We start from the raw sequence: 23,700 nt of genomic DNA on the forward strand, positions 1-23,700 counted from the left end.
GTCGACCAGGCGATATGCGGCGATCGGCGCAGCGCGGTGGGGCTTTCGGCGGAGCTCGCGGACGTCCGGTTTGACCCACATTCACGTGTTTGCAACAAGGGGCGCACCGGCCTTGCCTTGACTGATCAAGAGGCCTAGCTTTCCACCACCGGCTCACCGCCGGTGGTGGCAGGCGACGAAGCGTGGGCACCCCAATGCTTGGTCGTGGCTGTGACCAGCAATTGGGAGGACCGACCGTGAGAGTTCGCCGCACTCGTAGCGCGGCAGTGCTGGGCGCGTCGCTGATGTGCGCGTCCGTGCTGACCGCCTGCGCACCGGCCTCCGGCGCGAACACCGTGAACCTCTACAGCGCGCCCGAGGAGAATCTGCAGCAGAACGTGGACCGCTGCAACGCCCAGGTAGGTGGGCGGTACCAGATCGTCTACCACAAGCTGCCCCGCGACGCCGACGGCCAGCGGGAGCAGATGGTGCGCAGACTGGCCGCCGGGGACACCGGCATGGACATCCTCTACCTGGACGTCACCTGGACGGGCGAGTTCGCAGAGGCGAACTGGATCCGGGAGTGGACGGGGGAGAACAAGGCCGAGGCGGAGCGGGGCACCCTGCAGGGACCGCTCGAAACGGCCACCTGGCAGGGCAAGCTCTACGCCGCGCCGAAGAACACCAACGTGCAGCTGCTGTGGTACCGCAAGGACCTGGTGCCCGAGCCGCCGAAGACCTGGGCCGAGATGATCTCGACCGCCCAGCGGCTCAAGCAGGAAGGCAAGCCGCACTGGATCTCGTTCACCGGCGCGCAGTACGAGGGCCTGTACGTGCACTTCAACACGCTCGTGCAGTCGGCGGGCGGGCAGCTAATCTCCGGTGACGGCAAGCGCGCGGTGGTCGACGCCAGCGCGGTGCGGGCGCTGCAGGCGTTGCGTGACCTCGGCACGGCGGGCGTCACCAGCGCGTCGATGAACAACGCCAAGGAGGACGACGCCCGGCAGGAGTTCGAGACCGGGCAGTCCGCGTTCGAGCTGAACTGGCCGTTCGTCTACCCGTCGATGCAGGAGAAGAAGCCCGACCTCGCCCGCAACGTCGGCTGGGCGCGGCTGCCCGGCCTGCTGACGGGGGTGCCGAGCAAGTCCACCATCGGCGGCGCCAACTACGCGATCAGCAGTTATTCGACCAAGCCGGACCTGGCCTTCGACGCGGCCAAATGCCTGCGCAGCCCGGAGAACCAGAAGTTCTCCGCCATCAAGGACGGCGTGCCGCCCACGATCGAGTCCGTCTACTCGGATCCCGAGGTCGCCGCCGAGTACCCGATGCGGGACACCATCCTGGAAGCGCTCAAGGACCCGGGCGTGCGATCGGTGACGCCGGCCGCGCAGAACGTCTCCACGGTGCTGTCCAACATGTTGTCCCCGATCGCGGAGATCGACCCGCAGCGAACTGCGGATTGGATGCGCACCGAGGTGCAGAACGCCTTGGACTCCAAGGGAGTGATGCCGTGATGGTGCAGACGAGCCAAGCGGAACCGGTAGCGGTGTCCGACGGCAAGGGGGCGATCAGCGAGGGCAAGAAGGCCGAACGCAAGCTCGGCTGGCTGCTGTGCGCCCCGGCCGCGCTGGTGATGATCGCCGTCACCGGCTGGCCGATCCTCTACGCGCTGTGGCTGTCGTTCCAGCGTTTCGACCTGAAGTACCCGGACCAGCGCGAGTTCGTCGGGCTGGACAACTACCTCACCGTCCTGGGCAACGGCTACTGGTGGAGCGCGTTCTGGGTGACGGTGCTGGTCACCGTGGTCTCCGTGGCGATCGAGTTCGCACTCGGCATGGGGCTGGCGCTGATCATGCACCGGGCGCTGGTCGGCCGCGGCCTCGTGCGCACCGTCAGCCTGATCCCGTACGGCATCGTCACCGTCGTCGCGGCTTTCAGCTGGCGCTACGCCTGGACGCCGGACACCGGCTACCTGGCCAACGTGATCACCCCGGACGGCGCGCCGCTGACCGAGCACGCCAGCGCGCTGGCCATCGTGATCGTGGCCGAGATCTGGAAGACGACGCCGTTCATGGCGCTGCTGCTGATGGCGGGCCTGGCGCTGGTGCCCGACGACCTGCTCAAGGCGGCGGCGATGGACGGCGCCGGACCGTGGCAGCGCTTCGTGAAGGTGATGCTGCCGATGATGAAGCCGGCCATCCTCGTCGCGCTGCTGTTCCGCACCCTCGACGCGTTCCGCGTCTTCGACAACATCGTGGTGCTCACCTCCGGCGCGCAGGACACCTCGTCGGTGTCCGTGCTCGCCTACAACAACCTGATCAAGGGACTGAACCTCGGCATCGGCTCGACCATGTCGGTGCTGATCTTCATCGCGGTCGCGCTCATCGCGTGGATTTTCGTCAAGCTCTTCGGCGCGGCCGCACCCGGTAGCGATGACAAGGGGAGGCGCTGATGGCCGGCGTCGGCGGGGCGGAGACCCCCGCGCGGAAGACCAAGTGGGCGCTGCTCAACATCATCGTGATGGTGTACGCGCTGGTGCCCGTGCTGTGGATCCTGTCGCTGTCGTTCAAGAGCCCGGCGACGCTCTCGGACGGCAACCTGATCCCGCGCGAATGGACTCTGGAGAACTACGCGGCGATCTTCCGCACCACCGAGTTCACCCGCGCGCTGCTGAACTCGATCGGCATCGCGCTGATCGCCACCGCGATCGCCGTGGTGCTGGGCACCATGGCCGCCTACGCGATCGCCCGGTTGGACTTCCCCGGCAAGCGGCTGCTGGTCGGCGCATCGCTGCTGATCGCCATGTTCCCGCAGGTGTCGCTGGTGTCCCCGCTGTTCGAGATCGAGCGGACGCTGGGCCTGTTCGACACCTGGCCCGGGCTGATCCTGCCGTACATCACCTTCTCGCTGCCGCTGGCGATCTACACGCTGTCGGCGTTCTTCCGGGAGATCCCGTGGGAACTGGAGAAGGCGGCCAAGATGGACGGCGCCACGCCCGGGCAGGCCTTCGCGAAGGTGATCGCGCCGCTGGCCGCGCCGGGCGTGTTCACCACCGCCATCCTGGTGTTCATCTTCTGCTGGAACGACTTCCTGTTCGCGATCTCGCTGACCTCGACGGAGAACTCCCGCACCGTGCCGGTGGCGCTGCAGTTCTTCACCGGCGACTCCCAGTTCGAGGACCCGACGGGATCGATCTCCGCGGCCGCGGTGGTGATTACCATTCCGATCATCCTGTTCGTGCTGTTCTTCCAGCGACGCATCGTGTCCGGACTGACCTCCGGCGCAGTGAAGGGGTAACCGAAGTGGCCGAGATCGTGCTGGACAAGGTGACCAAGCGATACCCGGACGGGGCGCTGGCGGTCAACGAGGTGAACCTGGAGATCGCGGACGGCGAGTTCGTGATCCTGGTCGGCCCTTCCGGCTGCGGGAAGTCCACCACGCTGAACATGATCGCGGGGCTGGAGGACATCAGCGGCGGCGAGCTGCGCATCGGCGGGGAGCGGATGAACGAGCGCGCGCCCAAGGACCGCGACATCGCGATGGTGTTCCAGTCCTACGCGCTGTACCCGCATATGACGGTGTTCGAGAACATAGCTTTCCCGCTGCGGCTGGCCAAGGTCGATCCTACGACGGTGAAGTCGAAGGTCGAGGAGGCGGCGAAGATCCTCGACCTCTCGCAGCACCTGGACCGCAAGCCCGCCAACCTCTCCGGCGGGCAGCGGCAGCGGGTGGCGATGGGGCGGGCGATCGTCCGCAGTCCCAAGGCGTTCCTGATGGACGAGCCGCTGTCCAATTTGGACGCAAAACTGCGGGTGCAGATGCGGACCTCGGTGTCGAAGCTGCAGAATCGGCTGGGTACCACGACGGTCTACGTCACGCACGACCAGACCGAGGCGATGACCCTCGGCGACCGCGTGGTGGTCCTGCGCGGTGGGGTGGTGCAGCAGGTCGGCGCCCCGCAGCACCTCTACGAGCACCCGGCGAACCTGTTCGTCGCGGGCTTCATCGGTTCGCCGGCGATGAACTTCGTCCCGGTCGAGGTCGCCGACGGCGCCCTGCGCAGCGCGCTGGGCGACGTGCCGCTGGGCGACCGGATCCGCACCGCGCTGGAGTCGGCGGATGCACCGCGCGAACTGGTGCTCGGCATCCGCCCGGAGCACTTCGAGGACGCGGCGCTGCTCGACGACACCGCCCGCGCGGCGGGCGCGACGTTCACCGGCGAGGTGGACGTGGTGGAGGAGATGGGCTCGGACAAGTACGTGTACTTCACCCTCCACGGTGGACGGGCGAGCACGGCGGAACTAGACGAGCTCGCGGCCGACAGCGGCAGCGCGGAGGTCCCGACCGACGAGGGCCAGGTCGTCACCCGCCTCTCGGTCGAATCGGCGGCCCGCGAGAACCAGTCCCTCACGGTCTGGTTCGACCCGGACAAGATCCACCTCTTCGACCCCACCACCGGCCGAACCCTCACCTGACCGACCTGGGCAGCGATCCAGGTATCCAGCTCCTCACCCGACAACCCCGCGATCCGATACTGATCGATCGAGGTGAAGGGCACCTCGGCTCGGCCCAGTCGGTTCTTCAGTCGGTCGGAGGTGCCCTTCACCCGAAACCCGAAGGGGATCAGGGGCGGCCGAGCTCCTGGGTCCAGTAGTGGCGGTAGTGGCTGTGCGGGGTGGCCGCGTGCCCGACGCCGAGGTCCGTGAAGGCGCAGTCGAGGATGTTGTCCCGGTGCGGCTCCGCTGCCATCCACTGGCGAAACGTTTCGTCGGCGGTTTTGCCGCCCGCAGCGATGTTCTCACCGACGTAGTCGCTCGGGAATCCCGCAGACCGGGCGCGCTCCGCGGGGGTGCGACCATCGCTTCCGCTGTGCTCGAAGAAGTCCTGGTGCGCCATGTCCGCGCTGTGCCCGGCGGCCGCCTCGCTCAGGTCACCGTTGAGGCGCAACGCCGGGCATCCCAGGCGGGCGCGTTCGGCATTGGTCAGTTCGAGTATCCGCTGCTCCGGCGAAGGCTTCTGGGCCGCCAGGAGCGGCGACCCAGCGCAGAGCAGAGCCAGCGGGACGGCCATACCGCACAACATCATCCGTTCGGCAAGCGACATCTATGATCACTTCCCAGCATCGCGACGATTGGCTGGGGAGTTTGTAACGGCGTCGCGTCGGCGACACACGGCGGCGTCGCCGGAACCGGTTACCGGCCAGGCGTACCGGATTCAGCCGAAGTGGACGGTTCGGAAACGGCGGCGTTCCGAGTCAGATCTGGTTCGCGATGAGCACGAACAGGGTGACGATCCACCCCATGATCAGCGCGACGAGCAGGGTGTGCTTGTTGGCGGCCAAGCGAGTCATGGCGGTGCCTCCCAACGTGAAAGAAACGAAGATCTAAGAGAGATTCGCTTTCACGACGTGGCCCGCGGTGCTTCCCGGCAGGCGTCAGCGCGCGACGGCGCGCGGCGCGGCGGGAACCGCGTCCCACATCGCGCCGGGTTTTCGCTGCACCCACGCAGTGTGCCGGAACAACTGCTCGGCGATCTCCCGGCGCGTCACGGGACTTTGCCGCGGGAAGGCCGGACCGGTGAGGAGCCGATGCCGGATCCGCCCCTGGTGCTGCGGAAGACGGTGCATGACAACCTCCTCACACGCTCGCGCCGCCCGAAGGGAAAGGGCGGTGGTCGATGACAAGTGGAATGGCGCCCGGCTGACGGCCGGGTGCGAAGCAACCCCGGACGGCATATCGCCGACTGCGCGGGAATCGTTACAGCGCGCGATCACAGCCATTTGTTCCGCCGGAAGATCTTGAACAGGACGATGCAGGCACCGAGCATCACCATGAGGGCCAGGGGATACCCGAAGGTCCAATCCAACTCGGGCATGTGCTTGAAGTTCATGCCGTAGATCCCGGCGATCATGGTCGGCGTCGAGACGATCGCGACCCACGCCGAGATCTTGCGCATGTCGGTGTTCTGCTGGAGCGTGATCTTGGCCAGCGTGGCGTCCACCAGCGTGGTCAGCAGCTCGTCGAAGGAGCCGACCATTTCGGCGACCTTTGCCAGGTGGTCCTCGACGTTGCGGAAGTAGGACCGAACCTCGTCGGCCACCATCGGCGTGTAGCCCTCCGCGAGCCGCTGCATCGGCTTGTGCAGCGGCAGCACCGCCCGCCGCAGCTCCATGACCTCGCGCTTCATCAGGTAGATCTGCTCGGCGTCGATCTTGGTGCGCGGCTCGAAGACCTCGGCCTCGATCTCGTCGATGTCGTCCTGGATGGCCTCGGTGACCTCCAGGTAGGTGTCCACCACGTGGTCGGCGACGCCGTGCAGCACCGCCGACGGTCCCAGCGCGAGCTGCTCCGGGTCGGTCTCCAGCTGGCTGCGCACATCTCCCAGTCCCGCGTGCTTCCCGTGCCGCACCGTGATGACGAAGTCGCGCCCGAGGAACACCATCAGCTCTCCGGTGTCGACGATCTCGCTGGTCGCCGACCGCGTCTCGGTATCGGTGTAGCGGACCGTCTTCAGCACCATGAACAGCGTGTTGTCGTAGCGCTCTAGCTTCGGGCGCTGGTGCGCGTGCACGGCGTCCTCGACGGCCAGCTCGTGCAGGCCGAAGGTGTCGGCGATGCCGTTGATCTGCTTCTCGGTGGGTTCGTGCAGCCCGATCCAGACGAAGCCGGAGCCGCGCCGCCGCACCTCTTCGATGGCGTCGACGTGGTTCCACGAGCCTTCGACGCGGTGCCCGTCGACGTAGATGGCGCAGTCGACTACGTACGCGGAAACCGGTGCCGGGGTGTGGCTGGCCGGTCGCGGCCCGCGACCGTTCCGGTTGCGCAGGCCGAGCGAGGGCAGGTTGGGCACGGCGACCTCCAAGGTCCTGGGCGCAGCACCCCGGGGGTGGAAGATCCGGGTGAACGCCGCGCGGATGGCGTGCTGAGCGGACTTTGCTCGCTGCTCGCGCATCCCGGCCGGGCCTGGCGGACGGTGCCTAGCGGCTGGCCCTTCCGGCGGGGATGCGGTTGGTACTGCACGGAAGCGCGCTATCGGCACTGCTGTCCACGATCCCTCACCTCCCGAAGGTCATCCACCGATGTGGTGGTCCTTGAGTCAGCCAACCCGAAACGATACTCCGTCCGAGTGGATCGTTGGCAACGGCTCGCATTCGACGTCACAACCCGACGGAACATGCTGCATGAATTGGGCGAATTGGGCGAATTGGCCGAATCGAGTCGGGATTCGCGTTCGGCTCGGACCGGGCATCCGAACGGGGCCCGGTCAAGCCGTCGACCGGGTCTTGACAGATTGTCCCGAGCGCTTTTTTCGCCGTCACTCGTTGCGGGGTAAACTACCCCAGGAGCGCAAGGTCTCCGCCAAGCCTTCGGTCAGCGCGCCATTTCGCTCAAGTGTGGCGAAAGTCGCATGATCGGCCCAGATTGCGTCCGTAGCGTCGTCACCAGCGGAAAGATTCTGTTCAGTACTCCGACAGGAGTAATCCAGGATCTCGTAGGTGCCGAGCGGTGCGGGGCGGAAGAGGCGGCCGACGAGGGCGCCGACGGTGACGGAGAGTCCCGTTTCTTCGCGCACTTCGCGTTGTACCGCCGAATGGTCGGTCTCGCCGGGCTCGACCCGGCCACCCGGTAGGGACCACTTCCCCTTTCCGGGTTCATGTGCGCGTTTGACCAGTAGCAACCGGCCACTGGGGTCGTGAATTATCGCGCCGACGCAGCGGATCACGGGATTCTCCGATACGATCACCGACACGGAGGGTAGTTGATCCGGGGCTGCCCGGAAACGACTGACCCAAGTGCGGTACAAAGCTGCCGTAAAGCGGCGGAGTGCGGTACAACGGATCAGCAGGCGCCTGCGCTACTCAAGGGCATTTGGACGGGGTGCGTCACAGTGAACATGAAGAAAATCCTCACGTGGGCCGGGGTTGCGTTCCTCCTGTTCTTCCTGTTTTCCGCGCCAGTGGAAGCCAGCGGTGTCATCAACGGCATCCTGGAGAGTCTGCGCGGAGCAGCCGAGGCCGTCATCACCTTCATGCAGAACCTCTTCCAGTAAAGCGCGAGCCGCGGGAGGCGGGTGCCTTGTTTGCTCCGAGGGATCCCGATGAGTACTTGCTGGACACCGAACGCCGGGTGATCCGCGTTCGGCGGCACTGGGCGACCCTGGTGTGGGACCTCTTCGAGGCGACCGGCTTGCTCGTGGGTCTGGTGATGGTGTCCTACCTGGTGCCCGAGGGCGCCGGTGGGCTGGTCCAGAACATCCTCTGGTACGCGGGGCTGATCATCCTGATCCGCTTCGCCTACCAGGTCCTGGACTGGTACGTGGAACGCGTCGTCGTGACCGACAAGCGGTTCCTGATCACCTCCGGCATCTTCACCACCAACGTGGCGATGATGCCGATCACCAAGGTCACGGACCTGACGTTCGCCCGCACGATGATGGGCCGCATCTTCGGGTACGGCACCCTCGTGGTCGAGTCGGCTGGACAGATCCAGGCGCTCAACCGCATCGAGTACGTGCCGAACCCGACCGAGGTCGAGGACGCGATCTCGGCGCTCGTCTTCGGGGACAAGAAGGGGCAGCAGCAGGACCGCTTCTCGATGCTCAAGGCGCGGCGCGCCGCGGTGGGCAAGAGGAAGGCCGCCAAGCTCTGATCGGACTGGTCGGCCCGGGTGTGCAGGCGTACCCGGGCAGACCGGTCGGGTGTTGCTTCGGCCCGGTTCCGGACCATCGGTCACACTGGTGGGTGTGCGAATCGACCTGCACACGCATTCCAACGAGTCCGACGGGACCGACACACCGGCCGAACTGGTGGCGACCGCGGTCGCGGCCGGCCTGGACGCGATAGCGATCACGGATCACGACACCACCGCTGGATGGGCGGCGGCCGAGCGGGCCGTGCACGATCTCGCGGAGCCTGGTCGGTTCCGGCTGGTGCCGGGCGCGGAGCTGTCCTGCGCGTGCCCGGACGGCAACGGCCGGAACATCACCGTGCACCTGCTGGCGTACCTCTTCGACCCCAACTCCGCCGCCCTCGCGCAGGAGCAGTCACGGCTGCGCGCGGAGCGGCGGGAGCGGCTCTACGAGATGGCGCGACACATGGCCGCGGACGGGTTCCCGGTCGACCCGGACCAGATCATGGTGGGACTGCCGCCGGATTCGCCCGGCGGTCGTCCGCACCTGGCCCGCGCGCTCGTCAACGCCGGCACGGTGGTCAGCGTCGACGAGGCGTTCGCCAGGTACCTCGGTGGCAGCGGTCGCTACTACCTGCCGCGCACCGACACTCCCGTCCGCCGTGCGATCGACATGATCACCGAGGCCGGTGGTGCGACCGTGCTGGCGCACCCCTTCGCGACCGCGCGCGGCCCGGTGGTCACCGCCGACGTCGTCGCCGAGCTCACCGGGCACGGGCTGGCCGGGATCGAGATCGACCATCCCGACCACGACCCGGCGACACGGGTGCGGTTGCGCGGGCTGGCCGCGGAACTGGACCTGATCCCCACCGGCAGCAGCGACTACCACGGCACCAACAAGACGATCCGGATCGGCCAGGAAACCACCCCTCCCGATTCGCTGGATCGCCTGATGGCGCGGTGCAGCGGCAGCAAGGTCATCGGCTGACGGGGCGGATCATCTTGGCAACGGGAAAACTGCGTACTGTAGGGGCGTGCAGGGGCAGCTCGGTCTAGAAGGTATTCCCAGCAAGCTGGTGAGGGTCACTCCGGCCAGACTCGCGACCTGGGCGCAGTGCCCCCGGAAGTACCGCATGACGTACCTGGACCGGCCGGCACCGACGCGCGGTGGTGCCTGGGCGAACGCCACCTTGGGCGCCGTGGTGCACAACGCGCTGCGCGCGTACTTCGAGTTGCGAGCCGGTCAGCGCACCTCGGAACGCGCTGCCGCGTTGGTGCGGGAGTGCTGGAAGGCAGACGGTTTCGCGAGTCCGGAGCAGGCCGGTGACTACCGGCGCCGGGCGCAGGAGTGGGTGGGCTCTTACGTCGAGCAGTTGGCGCCCGACGTCGTGCCGCTCGCCGTCGAGCGGTGGGTGTCGGCGCCGATGGGATCGATCATCGCCGAAGGGCGGGTGGACCGGATCGACGAACGGCACGGCGAACTCATCGTCGTCGACTACAAGACCGGGCGGCACGGACTGCGCGTGGACGATGCGCGGCAGTCCCTGGCGCTCGGGCTGTACGCGTTGGCAGTGCGCAAGCACCTGCGTCGGCCGTGTCGTCGGGTCGAGCTGCACCACCTGCCGACCGGGACGGTCGCGGGCTGGGACCACACCGCGGAATCGCTTGCGGAGCTGCAGGATCGCGCCGAGCAGCTCGCCGGGGACCTCCAGGCCGCGACGGACGCGTTCGACCTCGGGGCCGATCCGCAGGCGACGTTCCCGACGAGGACCGGGCGGCACTGCTCGTGGTGCGACTTCCGGGCTCACTGCGAAGAAGGCCGGCAGGCCGCGCCGAGCCTGCCGCCTTGGGCCTTGCTGGGAGAGTGACGACATGCGACCGGAGGACAGGCCGATGCGCACGCCCGCTTCGCAACGAGCGCGGCCACCCCGCACGCGGCGGCTGCCGGCAGCGGGTGATCTTCCGCGGCAGCGGAGCCGCCGTCACGTGCTGAGCCGGCCGAAGCCGGCCAGCCAGGCCGGATCCGCTTTCCGGGGCCTCACCGGCGCTTTGGCGGTCGGCTTGCTGCTGCTCGCGCTCGGACTGGTGGCCGTGCAGTTCTGGGCGACGGGCCAGGGGCAGCAAGGCCCCGGGCTGGCGGCGGTGATCGCTCAGCTGGTGGCGTCGCTGGTGGCCCTGGCACTGCAGTCGGTCGCGGACCGCCGCCGCGACGCGCGGGGAGGCCTGGCGGCCTTGGGTGCGTTCGTGGTCGTGATCGGCTCATTGTGGTTCTGGTGGTGGGCCTGATCCACGAGTTCTCGGCTGGAACCGGGAATTCGCGTCGAGACCTGCTGGTTCCGGGGTTTCAGCGGAGGGCGACCAGGGTGTCGCCGCGTTGCTCCAGGAGCATCGGGCCGACCGTCGCGAGCTGGATCGGGCCGGTGTAGCCGCCGCGGTCCACCGGGATCACCCGCTCGGGGCTCCCGGTGACGGCATCCAGGACCGCGAGGCCGCCCGGCACCGGCACCAGCAGCTTCCCGCCGAAACCGACGCCCGGGCCGAGCGTGTCCGCTGCGGTCCACAGTGGAGTGAGAGTGCCCGGGTCCAGCGCGATCGTGTCGACGCCGGTGTGCCAGTAGGTGTGGCGGCCCTTCGCGGTCGACTCGACCTGCACGTTCGCCCGGAGGTCGGGGGTGCCGACGCGCACCGGGAAGGTGGTCACCACCGAGCCGTTGTTGTTGTAGACCACGACCTGTGAGCGGTCTCGGAGAACCACGGCGACGTGCTTGTCGTTGACCGCGACGATCCCGGCGGACGTGCTGCCGAGGATCACGCTGAAGACCTCCTCGGGCTTCTCGTCGTCCTCGGGGCGGGTCTTCAGTACGGTGATCCGGCCCTGCTCGCCAGGGCAGGACTCGACGGCCCCGATCCGCTCGTCGCCGACCCCGATCGAGGAGTAGGTGCATTCCGGGCGGGTCAGGTTGTTGCCCGGGTTCTTCACCGCGGGCGGCATGCCGAACTGCTGGGTGCGCACCAGGTCCGAGCGCCAGGACTCGAAGGAGCGCCCTCCGGTGGCCGTCACGTAGGTGCCGTCGGCGAGCAGCTGTGTGCCGAACTCGGCGTCCGAATTGCGCTGCGGCCCGCGGACTCCGGTCGGCCCGCGCAGCGAGGTGACCTCGCTGCAGTTCTCCGTCTTGCGGAAGACCGCGATCGCGCGACCCCACTCCGCGCCGACCGTGCACAGCGGAATGTCGCGGGCGTAGCGCCAGGCGACCTGGCCGGTCAGCGGGTCGTGGCCGAGCACCTCGTTGCCGGATCCGGTGACCACGGCGGGCCCGGCGACCACCGGGATCGGGGTGGCGGGGCTGGTAGCGCGCCAAGCCTCGGTCAGCGTCGGCGGAACCCCGGTGGCCGCGGGAGGTTCCGGGATCGGCTGGGCAGCCGTTTCGGAAACGGTCGCGCGCGCATCGCTGTTGAACCAGAGCACGGCACTTCCGGCGAGCACGGCCACGGCGATCAACGCCACCACGGCGAGGTCGGTTCTCGTGCGCCGCTCCGGCCGGACCAAAAGTACTCCTCGATCGCCTGGCTGTTACTGCGCCGAGCCTAGAGGCTGTTCCCAAGCTCGTCGTGCGTGGCGGTGCGGGTGGCGGAACCTCAGACGTCGCTGGTTCTGCGCCGCTTCGAGGGCTTCCGCTCAAAGCTCGACCCGCGAGCCGTCGGAGCGCTTCGCGCCTCATCCGGCTCACGGGTCTCGACTCGCGCTACGCGGCGCCGCCCTCGGCGTTGCCACTGCGCGCGGCGTTGCCGGCTTCGCCGGTCGTCTCGCCCGGGCGGCGCCTGCGGCGCCTGCGGCGGGGGCGTTCGCCGGCGTCGGCTTCGCCTCCTGGGGCGGGCGCTTCCGCCGGCTGCGGGTCGGCACCGCTGCGGGTGCGGCGTCGCTGCCGCCGCCGGGCGGGCCGGGTTTCGGCGTCGCTGTCCTGGCGGGCACCCGTTTCGGCGTCGCCGGTGCGCTGGTCCGCTCCGCCGCGGGTGCGGCGCCGGGTGCGGCGGGGCCGCTTGGCTTCGCCCTGCGTTTCGGGTTCGGCGTCCAGGCCCGCGCGGGTGCGCTTGGCCAGCGGCAGTCGGCCGGTGACGTCCGCCGGGATGTCGAGGTCGCTGAACAGGTGCGGCGAGGTCGAGTAGGTCTCGACGGGCTCGGGCTTGTCGAGGCCGAGCGTGTCGCTGATCAGCTTCCAGCGGGGCTCGTCGTCCCAGTCGACCAGCGTGATCGCGACGCCTTCGCGCCCGGCGCGGCCGGTGCGGCCGATGCGGTGCACGTAGGTCTTCTCGTCGTCCGGGCACTGCAGGTTGATCACGTGGGTCACGCCGGCGACGTCGATGCCGCGGGCCGCGACGTCGGTGGCCACCAGGATGTCGACCTTGCCGGAGCGGAACGCGCGCAGTGCCTTCTCGCGCGCGGCCTGCCCGAGGTCGCCGTGCACCGCGCCGGCCGCGAAGCCGCGCTCGGTGAGTTCGTCGGCGAGCTTCTGGGCGGTCCGCTTGGTCCGGCTGAAGATCATCGCCAGGCCGCGATCGGTGGCCTGCAGGGCCTTCGCGATCAGCTCGGTCTTGTCCATGGCGTGCGCCCGGTAGATGAACTGCCGGGTGCGCTCGTGCACCGCGCTCTCGTCGGCCTGCTCGGCCCGGATGTGCGTGGGCTGCGTCATGAACGTGCGGGCCAGGGTCAGGATCGGGCCCGGCATGGTGGCCGAGAACAGCATCGTCTGCCGCTGATCGGGGACCATGCGCAGGATGCGCTCGATGTCCGGCAGGAACCCGAGGTCGAGCATCTCGTCGGCCTCGTCGAGCACCAGTCCGCGGACCTTGCCGAGCACCAGGTGGCGCTGTTCGGCCAGGTCGAGCAGGCGGCCCGGGGTGCCGACGACCACGTCGACGCCCTTGCGCAGCGCGGAGGTCTGCTCCTCGTAGGGGCGGCCGCCGTAGACGGCGACGGTGCGCACGCCCAGGTGCTTGCCAGCGTCGGTGAGGTCGCGGGTGACCTGCAGGCAAAGCTCGCGGGTCGGCACCACGATGAGCGCCTGCGGGGTGCCGTCGCCGGGCAGCTGCAGGCGGTGCAGCAGCGGGACGCCGAAGCCCAGGGTCTTGCCGGTGCCCGTGCGGGCCTGGCCGATCAGGTCTTCGCCCTGCATCGCCAGCGGCAGGGTCAGCTCCTGGATGGCGAAGGTTCGCTCGATGCCGGCTTCGCGCAGCGCGCGGACGATGTCCGGGTGCACGTCCAGCTCGGCGAAGGTCGGGGCGTCAGGGTCGCCGACGGTGCCGGCCTTCAGGGGTGCGGCATCCCCGGCTTCGGGGGCACCGGACTCGCGGTGCTCGAGGTCTGTGATGTCGGGGCTGCCGCCCCCGCTGTGATCTTCGAGGCCGTCGGGGGCCTGGCTGTTGGTGAACGTCAGAATGATCGCCTCTCTCGGTACCTGCGCGCACGCGTCCCGGTCCGGGCCGATCCGTGGCGACGTCCTCCCGGCACGGCGGCTCGCTGGTCGCGGCCGCTCTTCGTGCTCGTGGTCACCGACGTGATGGTGCGCGCCCCTGTTCGCTCAGCGGTTGATCCGCTGTTGGTTCGTTTCTCTCGGCGTCGCATGCGCGCCAAAGCCGACGAGCGGATCGCTCGGGCCGCGTTCGCGCCGGCAGTGGTCCGGGGGCCGTCCCGCTCGGGCGAGAGTCGCCCAGATCGTGACGTTCGGGGAGCCAGCCCCACGGTGTACGACCAGATCGTCGACCGCGCCGCCGGACGCCGAAGCTCCTCCGAGACTTGAGGATACCTGTTCGCGAGCCGTTCTCGCCGTGGTGCGTATTACTCGGGCGTGCCGCCGGTTAGGCTCGCAGCCATGAATGAGGCTGACCAGCGCGCCACGTTGCACGGTGAAAGTGACGAGCGTTACGAGGAAGGCGTCGTGGATCTGCTCGCGGCGCTGGCCTACGGAGAGCTGTCGGCCTTCGACCGCCTTGCCGAGGACGCACGCACCGCGCCCACGCTGACCGGCCGCGCGGCGCTGGCCAGCATGGCCGCCGCGGAGATCGGCCACTACCGGCTGCTCGAAGAGCACCTGGCCGGGCGCGGCGTCGCGATCGACGAGGTGATGCAGCCGTTCGCGGCGCCGTTCGAGGCGTTCAACGAGTCGACCGCGCCGCATTCGTGGTTGGAATCACTGGTCAAGGCCTACGTCGGGGACGGCTTGGCGGCCGATTTCTACCGGGAGGTCGCGGAGTGGCTGGACCCGACCTCGCGGGGGCTGGTGCTGACGGTGCTCGCCGACACCGGTCACTCGGCGTTCGCCGAGCGCGAGGTTCAGGCGGCCTGCGAGGAGGACCGCAAGCTGCGGGACAAGCTGACCCTGTGGGGGCGGCGGCTGCTGGGCGAGGCCATGACACAGGCGCAGCGGGTGGTCGCGGAGCGCGACGCGCTGGCTGAGCTGATCATCAAGGGATCCGGGGACCTCACGGGCATAGCGGCGATGTTCCGGCGGTTGCAGAACAACCACACCAAGCGGATGGCTCGGCTCGGCCTGGGCTGACGAACCCCGCTTCCAGGCTCGCCTTGCGTGGCGTGCGGGTGACGGAACCCCGGACGCCGTCTGTTCTCCGGGATCCCCGGGATCAGTACGCGGCTTCGGGGCTGTCCTCGCCAGACGCCGCCAGCGGAATATCTGCTCGCCGGGCTTCGTTGCCCGATCGCGATGGGACCTGGGATAGCCTTGCCGCATCCCATTGGATACGAGTGCTCAACGGAGGTTCGGCGTGGAGGTCAAGATCGGCGTCGTGGACAGCCCGCGCGAGCTGACGGTCGCCAGCGGACAGTCCCAGGAAGAGGTCGAGTCGCTGGTCGCCGACGCGCTGAAGAACGCTGACGGCGTGCTGGCGCTGACCGATGAGAAGGGGCGTCGCATCATCGTCCCGTCTACCAAGGTCGCCTACGTCGAGATCGGCCCGGCGGCGCTGCCGCGCGTCGGCTTCGGCGTCAGCTGACCTGGTTCTTTCCGCGTGCGGGCTCCTCGGTCGAGGGTGCCCGCACGCTTCACCTGACCGGCGGTGGAGGGCATCTTCGGGCGGCGTAGTCGCTCAAAGATGCCCTTCGCCGTTCAGTCCAGTTCGGTCGGGATCCGGCCGCGCGACGGTTACCAGACGGCATCGCCGAACTCGTCAACCCGCACGCTCCGCTGACCCGCGTGTCGGGCCACGACACGCCGGTGGCTGTGGACAACTTCTTCGATTTCAATGGAAATCGAACCTCTGATTTCCATTGAAATTGCGGCCCGCCGGGGTCAGGGGTTCTGCAGGGGGAAGCCCGCCAGGCCCTTCCAGGCGAGGGTGGACATCAGGTTCACCGCTTCGTCGCGGGAGATCGTCTCCCTCGCGTCCAGCCAGTAGCGCGCGGTCACCTGGCTGAGGCCGACCAGGCCCACCGCCAGCAGCCGCGCGCGCTCCGCGTCCAGCCCCGCGTCCGCCGTGACCGCCTCGGTGATCGCGTTAATGCACCCGGACAGGGCGCCCTCCACGGCCTTCTCCACGGCCGGTTCGCCGCGCAGGTCCGATTCGAAGACCAGCCGGAACGCCTGCCCCTCGCCGGCCACGAACTCGTACAGCGCACCGATCGCGGCCCGCACCCGCAGCTTGTTGTCCGGGGTGGACTCGATGGCCTCGCGGACCCGGCGCACCAGCTCGTTGCCGTGCGTCTCCAATAGCGCGAGATAGAGCTCCAGCTTGCCCGGGAAGTGCTGGTAGAGGACCGGCTTGCTGACCCCCGCGCGCTCCGCGATATCGTCCATCGCCGCCGCGTGGTAGCCGTTGTGCACGAAAACGTACTGAGCCGCTTCGAGCAGCTGTGCCCGGCGTGCGTCACGGGGCAACCGGACGCCTCGGCTCGGCTGCGCGGTCTCGGTCATCCTCGCCTCCACCCGATTCCTTCCACTCGCTAGGCGGCCTTCCGGCCACCCAGTGGGGCCTGACTCTACTCGCCGGTAGAGGTAGGTAGCGCAATCCGGGCTCGGGCGGACCGCCATGCTGTAGGTGTGACCACGACAACACCGGCCGCCTGGCCGCACCGGCGAGCCCTTTCGGACCGGTACGACCTGACGAGGGTGCCGCTGGTGGCGGACGGCATCCCGCCGAACGACCTAACGGCGATGCCGCCACCCGGTCGGCACGTTGAACTGTGCACTCGCTGGGGGCCGATGCGCGTGCACCTGCGCGAGACGCCGGGGCCGTCGCCGACGGCCGCGACCGCCGTGCACCTGCACGGGCTGGCCGGGTCGTCGACGAACTGGACCGATCTGGCCGGTCTGCTCGCCGGGCACCTGCGCAGCATCGCCCTGGACCTGCCGGGCTTCGGGCGTTCCGAGCCGCCGCCCGGGTTCGGCTTCACCCGGCAGGCCAACGCCGATGTGGTGATCTCCGTCCTGGAACAGCTCGACGCCGCGCCGGTGCACCTGTCCGGGAACTCCTTCGGCGCCGCGGTGGCCATCGAGGTGGCGGCGCTGCGCCCGGACTTGATCGCGTCGCTGACGCTGATCTCGCCTGCCATGCCGGACCTACGGCTGAACCCGCGGCGGCTTTCCGATCCGCGGATCGCGGTGGCCATGGTGCCGGTCCTCGGGGCCCGCACGCGGCGGGGGCTGGCGGCGGTGCCGCCGGCCGCCCGGGCCGAGCAGCTGCTCCGGTTGTGCTTCGCCGAGCCGGACGCGGTGCCGTCGCACCGGCTCGCCGCGGCGGTCGCGGAGTTCGAGGAACGCAGCCGGCTGCCATGGTCCGGTCCGGCGCTGGGGCGGACCACGACGGAGTTGGTGCGTTCCTGGCTCGTCCCGCCCGCGCGCTCGCTGTGGCGCCGGCTTCCGGAGATCGCCGCGCCGTCCCTGGTCGTGTGGGGCAGCGAAGACCGGGTGGTGACGGTCCGCAAGGCGCCGCGCACCGCGATGCTGCTGCCGCGCGGCCGACTGCTCGTGCTGCCCCGAACGGGGCACGTTGCCCAGATGGAAAGGCCACGGGTGGTCGCCCGGGCGCTGCTCGGACTGGTCCAGGCCGACACCTGGTAGTGACTGGTTTGCGTCACTTCGTGTGGTCCTCGGTGCTTCGGTCACCCGGAGTGGCCAGTGGTGGCCTAGGGTGCCGTGGGTCCTATGGCACGCTTAGGGCGTGAACCGCCCGCCGCTGCGATCTCCTGCGTCTGCGTCTGCGTCTGCGTCTGACCGCCGACCGGCGGGGCGGACGAGTGCCCGCGCAGGCTCCGGAGATCGCCGCCGAGGCGAGCCGCTGGCCGCGTCGTGGCACCCGGTTTCCGAGTCGCCGGAGCCCGAGCACGTCGGCGATGCCGCGGAATCCCGCGAGGAGGTCGAGGCCTGGCCGCGTCGGCGCCGGGGGGCGCACTACCGCTACGGCTGGCGGATCTATGCGGTGCCTCTGCTGATCGTGGTCAGCGCACTCGCCGTCTTCCAGACCCTTCGCCCCTCCGAGCGCAGCTCGGCCAGCGGACTCCTCGACCCGATCGCCTCGGACGCCCCGGAGGAGCCGATCGTCACCGAGGCGCCGCCCGGGCAGACCTTCGGGCCCGCGCTCTTCTCCGCCGACCTGCCGCCCGGTGGGCAGATCCCGGAGACCGGCGCGCGCACCTACCAGGTGCTGCCCGGCACCTCCCCGGTGATCGGCTCCGGACAGCTGTACCGGTACACCGTCGAGGTCGAGGTCGGGATCGAGGCCCAGATCGGAAACCCGAACACCGAGTTCGGCAACCTCGTGCAGGCCACGCTGTCCGATCCGCGCAGCTGGACGAACCCGCAGGCCGGCGGGATCTCGCTGCAGCGGGTGGACGCCAGCGGCCCGCGCCCGGACTTCCGGGTCATCCTGGTCAGCCAGCAGACCGCCCGCGAAGCCTGCGACTACCGCAACGGCGTGCCCTACGACAGCTCGTGCCGCAAGGGCGACATGGTCTACCTGAACGGGGCCCGCTGGGTTCGCGGCGCGGTGTCGTTCCAAGGTGACATCGGCAACTACCAGCGCTACGCGATCAACCACGAGGTCGGGCACGTCTTCGGCAACAAGCACGTCGGCTGCCCCTCGCAGGGCGGGCTGGCGCCGGTGATGATGCAGCAGTCCTTCAGCGTGTCGAACAACGAGCTGCACGAGCTGAACAAGATCGCCGACCAGGGGACCGAGATCCCGGCCGATGGCTTCGTCTGCAAGTACAACGCCTGGCCGTTCCCCACGGCCGGGGCCGGCGGCTCGTGATTTCGAGGCGCCTCTCCGTCCCGGATCGTGGGAGTAGTTTGGGTTGCGGAAGCCCATCGGGGAGTCTTGCGTTGCAGATTCCGTGAGGTCCCGTTCGGGTGTCCTCCGGGGACGCTTGAGGTGCCGCTGCCACGCTCCGAGCGCAGCCGGCACCGACCATTGAGGAGGAGCTGGGCATGTCCGGCGCATCGTCGCTGCCGCCGCTGGTCGAACCGGCGTCGGAGCTGACCAAGGAAGAGGTCGCGCGCTACAGCCGCCACCTGATCATCCCGGATGTCGGGATGGAGGGGCAGAAGCGGCTGAAGAACGCCAAGGTGCTGGTGGTCGGCGCGGGCGGGCTCGGCAGCCCGGCGCTGCTGTACCTGGCCGCGGCCGGGGTGGGCACGCTCGGCATCGTGGAGTTCGACGAGGTCGACGAGTCCAACCTGCACCGCCAGGTCATCCACGGCCAGTCCGACCTTGGGCGGCCCAAGGCGGAATCGGCCCGCGACTCCATCGCCGAGGTCAACCCGTTCGTCAAGGTCAACCTGCACCAGACGCACCTGACCTCGGAGAACGCGCTCGACATCTTCCGCGACTACGACCTGATCCTGGACGGCACGGACAACTTCGCCACCCGGTACCTGGTGAACGACGCCGCGGTGCTGCTCGGCAAGCCGTACGTGTGGGGCTCGATCTTCCGCTTCGAGGGCCAGGCCAGCGTCTTCTGGGAGCAGCACGGACCGAACTACCGCGACCTGTACCCGGAGCCGCCGCCGCCCGGCATGGTGCCATCCTGCGCCGAGGGCGGCGTCCTGGGCGTGCTGTGCGCGTCGATCGGTTCGATCATGGTCAACGAGGCCATCAAGCTGATCACCGGCATCGGGGAGACCCTGCTCGGCCGCCTGATGATCTACGACGCGCTGGAGATGACCTACCGCACGGTCAAGATCCGCAAGGACCCGAACCCGACGCCGATCACCGAGCTGATCGACTACGAGGCGTTCTGCGGCGTGGTCTCCGACGAAGCCCAGCAGGCGGCGGTGAACAGCACGATCACCCCGCGCGAGCTGAAGGAGATGTTCGACCGGGGCGAGAAGTTCGAGCTCATCGACGTCCGGGAGCCGCACGAGTACGAGATCGTCAAGATCGAGGGCTCCAAGCTGATCCCGAAGGACCGCATCCTCTCCGGCGAGGCGCTGGCCGAGTTGCCGCAGGACCGCAAGATCGTCCTGCACTGCAAGTCCGGTGGCCGTTCCGCGGAGGCGCTGGCGGCGCTGCACCGGGCGGGCTTCGCCGACGCGGTGCACGTCGGCGGCGGCGTCCTGGGCTGGGCCAACCAGGTCGACCCGAGCCTGCCGACGTACTGATCTCCGGTCGTTGACCGGGTTTTCGCGGGCCGGCGGGCGGTGTTTCCGCCCACCGGCCCGTGGCATGCCGGCATGTCGTGTTCGCGGCGCACGGAGTGGCCTGCTGCGGAAGTCGCGATCATCGAGGTAGCGTTTCGCTCGTGAGTCATACGCCGGAGCCGCCACCGCCGCACGTGCGCGCGGCATTCGGCGCGCGCGTCGAAGAACCCGAGCCGCTGGATGGTGCGGTCGCCTGGCGGTGCGGCGAGATCGTGCTCAAGTCCGCCGCCAATACGGCCGAGGCCGCATGGGTGGCGCAGACGCTGGACCTGCTGGAGCCCGACGAGGTGCGGGTGTCCCGCCCGGTGCGGTCCACCGACGGGCGCTGGGTGGTGTCCGGCTGGTCGGCCAGCCGGAACCTCGCAGGGCAGGCGGAGCCCCGGCACGACGACGTGGTGGCTATGTCGCTGCGGCTGCACTCGGCGAGCCGGTTCCTGGCCCGGCCGCGGTTCCTGCAGGCGCGGCAGGACATCTACGCCTTGGCCGACCGGATGGCCTGGGGCGAAGAGGAATACGCGCTGCCGCAGGAGAAGGGCGGCCGGCTCTACGACGTGCTCGCCGGGTCTCGGCGGGAGGTCCAGCTACGGCCGCAGGTGGTGCATGGGGACCTGTTCGGCAACGTGCTGTTCACAGAGGACGCGCCGCCCGGCATCATCGACTTCAACCCGTACTGGCGGTCCGCCGAGTGGGCCGCGGCGGTGGTGGTGATCGACGCCTTGGCGTGGGGTGGTGCCGACCCGGCCATAGTGGAGCGCTGGTCGCACCTCTCCGATTGGCCGCAGGCGCTGCTGCGCGCCCTGCTGTTCCGGCTCGCGGTGCACGCCCTGCACCCGCGCTCGTCCTCGCAGACCCTCACCGGGCTCGAGCGTGCTTCCCAGATGGTTCTCGAAGTTCTCTGACCCCCGGCTCTTCTCGCGCTGTGTGAGTATTAGGGCGTGCAGGGAGTGTTGAGCGGCTTCACCGTCGGCGTGACGGCGGAGCGCAAGGCCGCTGAGATCGGAGCGTTGTTCACCCGGCGCGGTGCCTGCGTGCTCTTCGGGGCGGCGATGCACACGGTGCCGTTGCCTGAGGACGGCGAGTTGGCCGCGGCGACCGAGGAAGTCCTGGCCGCGCCGGTCGATCACGTCGTCGCGGTCACCGGGGTCGGGTTCCGGGGCTGGATCGAGGCGGCGCAGGCCAACGGCGTCGGTGACCGGTTGTTGGCTCAGCTGCGCTCGGCCGAGATCCTGGCGCGTGGTGCGAAGGCGCGGGGCGCGGTTCGCGGCGCAGGTTTGGTGGAGTCGTGGACCTCGCCGTCGGAGGGGTCGGCCGAGGTCTTGGAGCACTTGCTGGCACGCGATCTCAGCGGGAAGCGGGTTGTGCTCCAGGTGCACGGCGATCCGATGTTGCGGTTCCGCGATGCCTTGCGGGCGGCCGGCGCCGAGGTGGTGCCGGTGACCGTCTACCGGTGGACGGATCCGGTGGATCTGCCCGCGCTGGACCGGTTGATCGACGCGGTGGTGCGGGGCGAGGTGGATGCGCTGCCGTTCACCAGCGCTCCGGCCGCGACGAACCTGCTGGCACGTGCGGATCGCACCGGGCGGGGCGAGCCGTTCCGAGATGCGTTGCGCAACAAGGTGTTCATCGCCTGCGTCGGACCGGTCACGGCGGCGCCGATCGACGCCGCGGGCCTGCCGTACACGATGCCGGACCGCGCCCGCACTGCGTCCCTGGTGCGGCTAGTGGCCGACGAATTGCCGAAGCACAAGGGGAAGTAGTTCGTCCAATAAGGACAGTTCTGTGCTTGTCGTTCGGGGTCAGGCGCCCCAGCGGTAGTGGCGCATGTCGATGCGGGCTCCGTCGGCGAGAACGCCTTCGGCTCGCAGGAGTTCCAGCTGGCGGCGGCGCAGGTGGTCGGCGACCGTGCCGTTGGAGCGCAGGACGCGGTGCCATGGCAGATCGCCGCCGTCCTCGGCGAGGATGCGGCCCACCAGTCGCGCCGACCGCAGGCCCGAGAGCTCGGCCACGTCGCCGTAGGACAGCACCGATCCGGGCGGGATCGACGCCACCACGGCCCGCACCTGCTCCACCGTCTCCTCGTCCACGAGCCCGAAGGTACTCCAGCGGCGGGGGTGCGGGACAAGCCGCACTTGCCCTGCGAAGACGGCGTTTGTGCAGGTGGGTGCCCGTGAGCACTTTGCGGTGCTATAGCACCCAGAAACACTCACGGGCCCTGACCTGGCCCTGACCTGGCCCTGACCTGGCCCTGACCAGGCCCTGACCAGTGGGAACGTCGGTCCTCAAAGGCGATCAGCCCTGGAAGCCCGCCACGATCTTGGTGAACTCCCACGGCTGCTGGTCGACGCCGCTGCAGGAGTCCGCGCCGCCCCCGTCGCACGGGCGGTCCCGGTTGAGCGACCAGAAGGTGAAGCGGCCGAGGCCCTTCTCCTTGGCGTAGTCGGCCATCTTCTGGAACGCGGCGTGGTCGATGGTCTCGCCGGCGTCGGTCTTGCCGTTCATCGACGAGATGCCCGCGTGCGAGTAGGCCTCCGCGTCGCGGTAGCCGAAGGTGCTCTTGAGCACCGCCTTCAGGCCTTCGGTGGCGTTGATCGTGTCGGCCGCCATGTCCGAACCGCCGAAGTTGAACGGCATCTGCGTCCACACGTCGACGTTCGAGCCGATCTCGTTGGCCCTGCTGATCATCCGCTTGCCCACGTCGTTCGGGCCGGTGTTCAGCGTCGGGAAGGTGACCACGGTCTGCAGGCCCGGGTTGGCCTCCTTGGCGATCTTCAGCGCCTCCAGCACCCGGTCCTGCACGGCCGGCGTCTCGAACTCGCTGGCCTCGATGTCGATGTCGATGGCCTTGAGCCCGTGGGCGTCGATGACCTTCTGGTAGGCGCCGGCCAGCGACTGCGGGTCCTGGCAGAACTCGCCAAGCTTGTTGCCGGCCCACCCGCCGATGGACGGGATGACGTCGCCGCCGCCGGCGCGGATCTCGTCGATGACAGCCTTGTCGGCGTCCAGCGGACGGGTGCCGTCCCAGGCCGGGTTGCAGCCGCCGTCGGAGAGGATGAAGGCCAGGGTGAAGTCCTTGATGCCGGTGGCGCTCATCACCTCGCCGGGCTTGGGCGGGTTGCCCCAGCCGTTGTAGAGGTACGGGGACGCGGCGACCGGTGACGCCGTAGTGTTCGAGGCCGGGGCCGGGGTCTCCGCGCTGAGTGCGGGCACCGCGCCGATGGTCAACGCACCGGCGACCGCGGCGCAGCCGAGCAGGCTTTTGCGGACCTTGCTCACAGTTCCTCCATTCGGGGGTTCGATCGCGCCCGAGGCACGATTCCGCTGGTCACAGCCGGAGAAACGATGTGACGATCATCACATTGCCAGAGGGGAAAATTGGTTTGTACCACCAAAAGGTTCAGTTAATTTCCCGTTGAGCGGGAGCTATCCGCGAGCCCTGCGCGACCTTGTCG

26 protein-coding genes are annotated in these 23,700 nt (G+C 69.1%); 17 read left to right on the forward strand and 9 right to left on the reverse strand.

All coding sequences use genetic code 11. The annotated features are described in order from the left end of the window. Nucleotides 1–194 precede the first annotated feature (194 nt). The 4 genes from ACRXBZ_RS25010 to ACRXBZ_RS25025 are packed head-to-tail and all read left to right on the forward strand — an operon-like array spanning nt 195 to nt 4,454. A complete protein-coding gene (locus ACRXBZ_RS25010; RefSeq protein ID WP_433883964.1) occupies nt 195–1,493 on the forward strand; it encodes an ABC transporter substrate-binding protein in 1,299 nt (432 codons plus the stop codon). Further along, complete coding sequence (locus ACRXBZ_RS25015) at nt 1,493–2,431, forward strand: carbohydrate ABC transporter permease (protein WP_433881171.1); 939 nt, start codon at nt 1,493–1,495, stop codon at nt 2,429–2,431. The genes ACRXBZ_RS25010 and ACRXBZ_RS25015 overlap by 1 nt, the downstream gene beginning before the upstream one ends. Beyond that, nucleotides 2,431–3,276: a carbohydrate ABC transporter permease gene (locus tag ACRXBZ_RS25020; RefSeq protein ID WP_190818461.1), complete on the forward strand. Its 846-nt coding sequence runs from the start codon at nt 2,431–2,433 to the stop codon at nt 3,274–3,276. Before ACRXBZ_RS25015 ends, ACRXBZ_RS25020 begins: the two co-directional genes overlap by 1 nt. Nucleotides 3,277–3,281: 5 nt before the next feature. Continuing rightward, on the forward strand, nt 3,282–4,454 hold the full coding sequence (locus ACRXBZ_RS25025; RefSeq protein ID WP_433881172.1) for an ABC transporter ATP-binding protein: 1,173 nt from the start codon (nt 3,282–3,284) through the stop codon (nt 4,452–4,454). Between the two features lie 148 nt (nt 4,455–4,602). Here ACRXBZ_RS25025 and ACRXBZ_RS25030 read toward each other — a convergent pair whose 3' ends face one another. The 4 genes from ACRXBZ_RS25030 to ACRXBZ_RS25045 form a co-directional block, all read right to left on the reverse strand. Continuing rightward, on the reverse strand, nt 4,603–5,082 hold the full coding sequence (locus ACRXBZ_RS25030; protein WP_433881173.1) for a CAP domain-containing protein: 480 nt from the start codon (nt 5,080–5,082) through the stop codon (nt 4,603–4,605). 331 nt (nt 5,083–5,413) lie between these two features. Beyond that, nucleotides 5,414–5,605, reverse strand: coding sequence for a hypothetical protein (locus ACRXBZ_RS25035; protein WP_168586708.1), 192 nt, complete (start codon nt 5,603–5,605; stop codon nt 5,414–5,416). A gap of 143 nt (nt 5,606–5,748) precedes the next feature. After that, nucleotides 5,749–6,828 carry a magnesium/cobalt transporter CorA gene (corA, locus tag ACRXBZ_RS25040; protein ID WP_190824210.1) on the reverse strand — a complete coding sequence of 360 codons (1,080 nt, stop codon included), beginning with the start codon at nt 6,826–6,828 and terminating at the stop codon, nt 5,749–5,751. A 465-nt stretch (nt 6,829–7,293) separates the two neighbouring features. Further along, on the reverse strand, nt 7,294–7,701 hold the full coding sequence (locus tag ACRXBZ_RS25045) for an NUDIX hydrolase (protein ID WP_433883965.1): 408 nt from the start codon (nt 7,699–7,701) through the stop codon (nt 7,294–7,296). Nucleotides 7,702–7,866: 165 nt separating this feature from the next. Between ACRXBZ_RS25045 and ACRXBZ_RS25050 the strand changes: the two genes are divergently transcribed. The 5 genes from ACRXBZ_RS25050 to ACRXBZ_RS25070 all read left to right on the forward strand — a co-directional run bounded on the left by ACRXBZ_RS25050 (nt 7,867) and on the right by ACRXBZ_RS25070 (nt 10,892). Beyond that, entirely contained in the window at nt 7,867–8,028 is a 162-nt protein-coding gene (locus tag ACRXBZ_RS25050) for a hypothetical protein (protein ID WP_010694016.1), read from the forward strand. A 26-nt stretch (nt 8,029–8,054) separates the two neighbouring features. After that, nucleotides 8,055–8,627 carry a PH domain-containing protein gene (locus ACRXBZ_RS25055; RefSeq protein WP_168586709.1) on the forward strand — a complete coding sequence of 191 codons (573 nt, stop codon included), beginning with the start codon at nt 8,055–8,057 and terminating at the stop codon, nt 8,625–8,627. Nucleotides 8,628–8,712: 85 nt separating this feature from the next. Then, nucleotides 8,713–9,594, forward strand: a complete 882-nt coding sequence (locus ACRXBZ_RS25060) for a PHP domain-containing protein (protein WP_433883966.1) — start codon at nt 8,713–8,715, stop codon at nt 9,592–9,594. Between the two features lie 46 nt (nt 9,595–9,640). Beyond that, entirely contained in the window at nt 9,641–10,474 is an 834-nt protein-coding gene (locus ACRXBZ_RS25065; RefSeq protein ID WP_433881174.1) for a RecB family exonuclease, read from the forward strand. Nucleotides 10,475–10,499: 25 nt separating this feature from the next. Next, on the forward strand, nt 10,500–10,892 hold the full coding sequence (locus tag ACRXBZ_RS25070) for a hypothetical protein (protein ID WP_433881175.1): 393 nt from the start codon (nt 10,500–10,502) through the stop codon (nt 10,890–10,892). Nucleotides 10,893–10,950: 58 nt separating this feature from the next. Here the strand turns inward: ACRXBZ_RS25070 and ACRXBZ_RS25075 are convergent, their stop codons facing one another. Together ACRXBZ_RS25075 and ACRXBZ_RS25080 are read right to left on the reverse strand one after the other, a co-directional pair. Beyond that, complete coding sequence (locus tag ACRXBZ_RS25075; protein WP_433881176.1) at nt 10,951–12,153, reverse strand: Rv3212 family protein; 1,203 nt, start codon at nt 12,151–12,153, stop codon at nt 10,951–10,953. 196 nt (nt 12,154–12,349) lie between these two features. Then, nucleotides 12,350–13,915, reverse strand: a complete 1,566-nt coding sequence (locus tag ACRXBZ_RS25080) for a DEAD/DEAH box helicase (protein WP_433883967.1) — start codon at nt 13,913–13,915, stop codon at nt 12,350–12,352. Between ACRXBZ_RS25080 and ACRXBZ_RS25085 the strand changes: the two genes are divergently transcribed. The 3 genes from ACRXBZ_RS25085 to ACRXBZ_RS25095 all read left to right on the forward strand — a co-directional run bounded on the left by ACRXBZ_RS25085 (nt 13,856) and on the right by ACRXBZ_RS25095 (nt 15,611). Further along, nucleotides 13,856–14,401, forward strand: coding sequence for a hypothetical protein (locus ACRXBZ_RS25085; RefSeq protein WP_433881177.1), 546 nt, complete (start codon nt 13,856–13,858; stop codon nt 14,399–14,401). The two genes, ACRXBZ_RS25080 and ACRXBZ_RS25085, sit on opposite strands and share 60 nt — an antisense overlap. Nucleotides 14,402–14,473: 72 nt before the next feature. Next, nucleotides 14,474–15,160: a ferritin-like fold-containing protein gene (locus tag ACRXBZ_RS25090; RefSeq protein WP_168586712.1), complete on the forward strand. Its 687-nt coding sequence runs from the start codon at nt 14,474–14,476 to the stop codon at nt 15,158–15,160. 223 nt (nt 15,161–15,383) lie between these two features. Continuing rightward, complete coding sequence (locus ACRXBZ_RS25095) at nt 15,384–15,611, forward strand: DUF3107 domain-containing protein (RefSeq protein WP_010693996.1); 228 nt, start codon at nt 15,384–15,386, stop codon at nt 15,609–15,611. 296 nt (nt 15,612–15,907) lie between these two features. On the opposite strand, the gene ACRXBZ_RS25100 is transcribed toward ACRXBZ_RS25095, so the two are convergent. After that, complete coding sequence (locus ACRXBZ_RS25100; RefSeq protein ID WP_168586714.1) at nt 15,908–16,528, reverse strand: TetR/AcrR family transcriptional regulator; 621 nt, start codon at nt 16,526–16,528, stop codon at nt 15,908–15,910. Nucleotides 16,529–16,723: 195 nt separating this feature from the next. Between ACRXBZ_RS25100 and ACRXBZ_RS25105 the strand changes: the two genes are divergently transcribed. From ACRXBZ_RS25105 to ACRXBZ_RS25125, 5 genes are all read left to right on the forward strand, one after another. Further along, nucleotides 16,724–17,674 carry an alpha/beta fold hydrolase gene (locus ACRXBZ_RS25105; RefSeq protein ID WP_433883968.1) on the forward strand — a complete coding sequence of 317 codons (951 nt, stop codon included), beginning with the start codon at nt 16,724–16,726 and terminating at the stop codon, nt 17,672–17,674. Between the two features lie 100 nt (nt 17,675–17,774). Next, the gene (locus ACRXBZ_RS25110) at nt 17,775–18,863 is read left to right on the forward strand and encodes a DUF3152 domain-containing protein (protein ID WP_433881178.1); all 1,089 of its coding nucleotides are present in this window, start codon (nt 17,775–17,777) and stop codon (nt 18,861–18,863) included. A 176-nt stretch (nt 18,864–19,039) separates the two neighbouring features. Then, nucleotides 19,040–20,212 (forward strand): adenylyltransferase/sulfurtransferase MoeZ, encoded by a 1,173-nt coding sequence (gene moeZ, locus ACRXBZ_RS25115; RefSeq protein WP_433881179.1) that lies wholly within the window; start codon nt 19,040–19,042, stop codon nt 20,210–20,212. Nucleotides 20,213–20,352: 140 nt separating this feature from the next. After that, complete coding sequence (locus ACRXBZ_RS25120) at nt 20,353–21,150, forward strand: TIGR02569 family protein (RefSeq protein ID WP_433881180.1); 798 nt, start codon at nt 20,353–20,355, stop codon at nt 21,148–21,150. A gap of 36 nt (nt 21,151–21,186) precedes the next feature. After that, complete coding sequence (locus ACRXBZ_RS25125) at nt 21,187–22,008, forward strand: uroporphyrinogen-III synthase (protein ID WP_433881181.1); 822 nt, start codon at nt 21,187–21,189, stop codon at nt 22,006–22,008. A gap of 39 nt (nt 22,009–22,047) precedes the next feature. Here the strand turns inward: ACRXBZ_RS25125 and ACRXBZ_RS25130 are convergent, their stop codons facing one another. Both ACRXBZ_RS25130 and ACRXBZ_RS25135 read right to left on the reverse strand, forming a co-directional pair. Beyond that, complete coding sequence (locus ACRXBZ_RS25130) at nt 22,048–22,335, reverse strand: MGMT family protein (RefSeq protein WP_168590132.1); 288 nt, start codon at nt 22,333–22,335, stop codon at nt 22,048–22,050. Nucleotides 22,336–22,540: 205 nt separating this feature from the next. Next, entirely contained in the window at nt 22,541–23,524 is a 984-nt protein-coding gene (locus ACRXBZ_RS25135; protein WP_433881182.1) for a chitinase, read from the reverse strand. Nucleotides 23,525–23,700: the final 176 nt, after the last annotated feature.

The organism is Saccharopolyspora hattusasensis, assembly GCF_050972075.1.
Lineage (GTDB): Bacteria > Actinomycetota > Actinomycetes > Mycobacteriales > Pseudonocardiaceae > Saccharopolyspora > Saccharopolyspora hattusasensis.